3 protein-coding genes are annotated in these 2308 nt (G+C 67.6%); 1 reads left to right on the forward strand and 2 read right to left on the reverse strand.

All coding sequences use genetic code 11. From position 1 onward, the window contains the following. Together EGJ34_RS21410 and EGJ34_RS21420 are read right to left on the reverse strand one after the other, a co-directional pair. A partial coding sequence (locus EGJ34_RS21410) for an FAD-dependent oxidoreductase (protein ID WP_125362412.1) occupies positions 1–560 on the reverse strand: 560 nt, incomplete at its 3' end. Between the two features lie 506 nt (positions 561–1066). Beyond that, positions 1067–1582: a hypothetical protein gene (locus EGJ34_RS21420; protein WP_125362413.1), complete on the reverse strand. Its 516-nt coding sequence runs from the start codon at positions 1580–1582 to the stop codon at positions 1067–1069. A 146-nt stretch (positions 1583–1728) separates the two neighbouring features. Here EGJ34_RS21420 and EGJ34_RS21425 point away from each other — a divergent pair. Further along, positions 1729–2308 (forward strand): pyridoxal-phosphate dependent enzyme (locus tag EGJ34_RS21425; protein ID WP_125362414.1); only part of this gene is annotated, 580 nt, incomplete at its 3' end.

A 2308-nucleotide genomic window follows, 5' to 3' on the forward strand; every position in this document is an offset into this window, starting at 1 on the left:
CGCGCGGCCAGCGTGGTCGCCGGCGGGTCGCCCATCCGGCCGGCCGCGTACTGGGTCTGGCCGACGTGGATCTTGCCGGCCAGGAAGGTGCCGGCGGTCAGCACCACGGCAGGCGCGTTGAACTGCAGGCCGGTCTGGGTGATCACGCCGCGCACGGCGTCGCCGTCGATGACCAGATCATCCACCGCCGCCTGGAACACGGTCAGGTTGGGCTGTGCTTCGACCATGCCGCGGATGGCCATGCGGTACAGATTGCGGTCGGCCTGGCAGCGCGTGGCACGGACCGCCGGGCCCTTGGACGCATTGAGGGTGCGCCACTGGATGCCGGCCCGGTCTGCAGCATGGGCCATGGCCCCGCCCAGCGCGTCGATCTCCTTGACCAGATGGCCCTTGCCGATACCGCCAATGGCCGGGTTGCAGCTCATCGCGCCGATGGTTTCGACGTTGTGGGTCAGCAGCAGCGTGCGCACGCCGGTACGGGCTGCGGCCAGCGCGGCCTCGGTACCGGCGTGGCCGCCACCGATGACGATGACGTCGTAGTCGTAGAAGGAGTCGGTCATGAAAGGCTCGGACGGGGCCAGCGGCGGCCGCAGGTCAGCCCTGGTGCAGGGCGAGGGCGTCGATTTTACAGCCGAATGCGCCGCGAACGTTACAGGGCCCCATTCATAAAAAAATCTGAAATCCACCCTCAAGTTGGCACGCAAAGTGCAGATAACCCAATAGCACCCAGGGTGGCAGGCGCTGCGAAGCGCTACGAACCGGAATTGGAACAGGGGCCGGTTCTTGCGCATCCCGGGGAAGCGAAGGGGCCGACAGTCGGGGGACTGTCGGCCCCGTTTTTAAGGCGGACCTTCCCCCGTTGGACCTCAAGCAAAAGGCCCCGCCATTGGCGGGGCCTTTTGCTTGAGAGGTGCCGACATCCGACAGGGCCGGAACAGGGGGGATCCAGATGTTCCTGTCGGATATCGACGTAGAGCCTTATGTGACCTTCCGCGTCGCTTTTCGACCCGGGCCGTCACCACCCGGCTAGATTGAACCGGGTGCGGGGTGAAAATCAAGCGTCTCGTCAACGCTCACGCATACGCACGTTCCCTTTATTCATGTTCCGCCAGGGCGAGCCTTCCGAACGTGGCTGCGCCGGACGTGCCGGCGGGGCCGGACGCGACTGCGGAGCCTGCACGGGCCGCTGCTGGGGGCGGGCCTGCGGCGGCCGACCCACCGAATCCATGTTCCGCCATGGCGAACCACCGTTGTAACGGGGGCGGTCCGGCGGACGCGGCGGCGGCGGACCATTGCCATTGCCCGGGCGCGGCGGCGGGCGGTGGTTGTGCGGCGGACGGTAGTTCGGATATGGCCGGTAGATGGGGTAGTTGTAATAGCCACCACGGTAGCCGTAGTAGCCGCCACCGTAGTAGCCGCTGCCATAGCCGGAGTGGTAGCCGTACGGATAGCGGTACTCCACCGACGGCGCACCGTGGTAATAGCCGCTGCTGCCACCGCCGCCGCCGCCGACGTAGTCGTAGGTCGCGCAGCCGGACAGGGCCAACAGCAGGCCACCAGCAAAGATCAGGCGCATTTTCATGATCGGGTCCCCCCAAGGGTATGGGTCCAGCTTCAGCCCGGCGCATTGAATACGCCCTTAACTCAACCGGATCTGGATGAATGCAGACCATCGTCGCACGTCGCGCGCAGGCGGTGCGCGGCGGAGCGTTACGTTAATCTTGCGTCATGAACGATTCACTCCTGCCCCGTGTGGATGATCTCCTTGCCGCTGCGGCGCGGATCGCCCCGCATGCCCACGTGACACCGGTGCTGCAGTCGCAGGCGCTGGACCAGATGAGCGGTGCCCGGCTCGCGTTCAAGGCCGAACACCTGCAGCGCGGCGGGGCGTTCAAGTTCCGTGGGGCCTGCAACGCGGTCTGGGCGCTGGCCGACGAGGTGGCATCGAGCGGGGTCGTCACGCACTCCTCCGGCAACCACGGCGCGGCGTTGGCGCTGGCCGCCCGCACCCGTGGCATTGCCTGCCATGTGGTGGTGCCCGAAGGCGCCGTGGCCGCCAAGTTGGCCAATATCGAACGACATGGGGCCACCCTGTGGCGTTGCGCGCCCAGCATCGCCGCGCGCGAGGCCATGTGCGCCCAGGTGCAGGCGGACACCGGAGCAACCCTGGTGCATCCCTATGCCGACCGCCAGGTGATGGCCGGACAGGGCACCGCCGCGCTGGAACTGGTGCACAGCCACGGGCCGTTCGATGTGCTGGTGGTCCCGGTCGGCGGCGGCGGCCTGGCCGCTGGCACCCGGCTGGCGC

This window comes from Stenotrophomonas sp. 278, from assembly GCF_003935715.1.
In the GTDB taxonomy this organism is placed as follows: Bacteria; Pseudomonadota; Gammaproteobacteria; order Xanthomonadales; family Xanthomonadaceae; genus Stenotrophomonas; species Stenotrophomonas maltophilia_AH.